The sequence below is a fragment of the Streptomyces flavofungini genome, from assembly GCF_041028215.1.
Taxonomy (GTDB): Bacteria; Actinomycetota; Actinomycetes; order Streptomycetales; family Streptomycetaceae; genus Streptomyces; species Streptomyces flavofungini_B.
In genome coordinates this window covers 1-3,182 of record NZ_JASKYR010000873.1, presented here as the reverse complement: position 1 = coordinate 3,182, position 3,182 = coordinate 1, and the positions used below count along the sequence as shown (strand labels likewise).

Genomic DNA, 3,182 nt, shown 5'->3' with positions numbered 1-3,182 from the left:
ACCCGGACCACCCCGCCGTGCCGCGCGGCCTCGCCGCCGCCAAGGACCTGGTGCACGCCCTGTCCGGGACCGGGGCCCGGGTGTGGGCGCTGACCCGTGCTGCCGTCTCCGCCGACAGCCGCGACGCGGTGGCCTCGCCGGTCCAGGCCGAGACCTGGGGCTTCGGCCGTGCCGTCGCCCTCGAACTGCCCGACGTCTGGGGCGGACTCGCCGACCTGCCCGCCGAGCCCGACGCCCGGACCCTCGCCCGGCTCGCCGCGCTCCTCGGCGGCGACGAGGACCAGATCGCCGTACGCTCCTCCGGCACGTACGCCCGACGCCTGGCCCGCATGCCGCTCCCCGAGCCGTCCCCGGCCACCGGGGCCTCGACGGCCGACGACACGACGGCGGAAGACATAACGACCGACGACACGGCAGCAGTGGCCCCCTCGGCCCCGAGCGCCGAGGACGACGGGATCGGCGGCTGGGGCGACCACGACACCGTCCTGATCACCGGTGGCACCGGCGCGCTCGGCGCCCACGTCGCCCGCTCGCTGGCCGCCGACGGCGCCCGCCACCTCGTCCTCACCAGCCGTCGCGGCCCGGACGCCCCCGGCGTGTCCGAGCTCGTGGCGGAGCTGACCGGCCTGGGCGCCCGGGTCACCGTCGCCGACTGCGACGTGGCCGACCGCGACCAGCTCGCCGACCTCCTGGACACCCTCCCCGCCGAACTGCCGCTCACCGGCGTCGTCCACGCCGCCGGTGTCCTCGACGACGGAGTCCTCGACGCCCTCACCCTTGACCGCTTCGACGCCGTCCTGCGCCCGAAGACCCTCGGCACCGCCCACCTGCACGAACTGACCCGCGACCACCCGCTCGGCCTGTTCGTGCTGTTCTCCTCGATCGTCGGCGTCCTCGGCAACGCCGGACAGGCCAACTACGCCGCCGCCAACGCCTACCTGGACGCCGTCGCCGAGCAGCGGCGCGCCGCGGGCCTGCCCGTCACCTCCGTGGCCTGGGGCCCGTGGGCCGACGCGGGCATGGCCACCGCCGATGTGCTCGCCGACCGGATGAGCCACGACGGCCTGGCCCCCATGGCCCCCGAGACGGCCGTCGCCGCGCTGCGCGCCGCCGTCGCCGAGGGCGCCCCGCACACCACCGTCGTCGACGTCGACTGGCGCTCGTACGCCCCCGTGATGACGGCGGCCCGGCCCAGCCCGCTCGTCGGCGACCTGCCGGAGGTCCGCGGCGCCCTGGAGGCGGCCGCCGCCGCGGCGCCCGACACCCACGCCCTGCGCGACAAGCTCCGCGCCCTCACGCCCGCCGAGCAGGACCGCGCGCTCACCGACCTGGTCAGGGCCGAGGTCGCCACCGCCCTGCGCTACTCCTCGCCGGACGCGGTCGACGTCAACCGCGCCTTCAAGGACCTGGGCTTCGACTCGCTGACGGCCGTGGAGGTCCGCAACCGGATCACCACCGCCACCGACGTCAAGCTCCCCACGACCCTCCTCTTCGACTACCCCAACACCACCGCCGTCGCCGCCCACCTGCGGACCCTGCTGCTCGGCGACGACCGCGCCACCGCCGCACCCGTCGTCGTCTCCGCGGGTGTCACCGACGAGCCGATGGCCGTCGTCGCGATGGCCTGCCGCTTCCCCGGCGGGGTCACCACTCCCGAGGAGCTGTGGGACCTCATGGCGGCCGAGCTGGACGTCGTGTCCACCCCGCCCGAGGACCGCGGCTGGGACCTGGACGCGATGTACGACCCGGACCCCGACCGGCAGGGCACCACGTACAGCCGCGAGGGCGGCTTCATCCAGGACGTCGCCGGATTCGACCCGGCGTTCTTCGGGATCTCCCCGCGCGAGGCCCTGGCGATGGACCCGCAGCAGCGGCTGCTCCTTGAGACCTCCTGGGAGACCTTCGAGCGCGCCGGGATCGACCCGGACACCCTGCGCAACAGCGCCACCGGCGTCTTCGTCGGCAGCATCACCACCGACTACCAGGTCAGGCTCGGCGGCGCCGCCGCCCAGGAGCAGCTCGCCGGTCACCTGATGACCGGCAACGCCTCCAGCATCGCCTCGGGACGCCTCTCCTACACGTACGGCTTCGAGGGCCCCGCCGTCACCATGGACACCGGCTGCTCCTCCTCCATGGTGGCCCTGCATCTCGCGCTCCAGTCGCTGCGCACCGGCGAGTGCACCATGGCCCTGGCCGGTGGCGTCACCGTCATGTCCACCCCCGAGCCGTACGTGGAGTTCTCGCGGCAGCGCGGGCTGGCCGCCGACGGCCGCTGCAAGGCGTTCGCCGAGGGCGCCGACGGCATGGGCTTCGCCGAGGGCGTCGGCCTCGTCCTGCTCGAACGGCTCTCCGACGCCCGCCGCAACGGCCACCCCGTCCTCGCGGTGGTCCGCGGCTCCGCCCTCAACCAGGACGGCGCCTCCAACGGCCTGACCGCCCCCAACGGGCCCTCCCAGCAGCGCGTCATCCGCCAGGCCCTCGCCAACGCGGGTCTCGCGCCCGGTGAGGTCGACGTCGTCGAGGCACACGGCACCGGAACACCGCTCGGCGACCCCATCGAGGCGCAGGCCATCCTCGCCACCTACGGCCAGGACCGCGACCCCGGGCAGCCGCTGCTCCTCGGCTCGCTGAAGTCGAACATCGGCCACACCCAGGCCGCTGCCGGTGTCGCGGGCATGATGAAGATGATCCTGGCGATGCGGCACGGCGTCCTGCCCAAGTCCCTGCACATCACCAATCCGACTCCGGTGGTCGACTGGTCCAGCGGCACCGTCCGCCTCGTGACCGAGGCCACCCCGTGGCCGGAGACCGGCCACCCGCGACGCGCGGGAGTCTCCTCCTTCGGCATCAGCGGCACCAACGGTCACCTCATCCTGGAGCAGGCACCCGCCGAGGAAGCACAGGAGGACATCCCCGAGGCGCTGCCCGCCGGTCAGGACGAGGGTGTGTGGTGGCCGTGGCTGGTGTCGGGCAAGTCACAGGCCGCGCTGGTGGATCAGGCGGCGCGGCTCGCCGCGGCGGTCCGTACGTCCGACGCACGCGTGCTGGATGTGGCGTATTCGCTGGCGACGTCGCGGGTGGCGATGGATCACCGTGCGGTGGTGGTGGGCCGGGACGCCGATGAGTTCCTGTCCGGGCTGGACGCGTTGGCGGCCGGTGAGCCGTCCGCTCGGGTGGTGGAG

Annotated in this window: 1 protein-coding gene; it reads left to right on the top strand. The window is 74.5% G+C overall.

Features of this window, described 5'->3' with window-relative positions; all coding sequences use genetic code 11:
- A partial coding sequence (locus AB8Z36_RS35830; RefSeq protein ID WP_369217567.1) for a type I polyketide synthase occupies window positions 1-3,182 on the top strand: 3,182 nt, incomplete at both ends.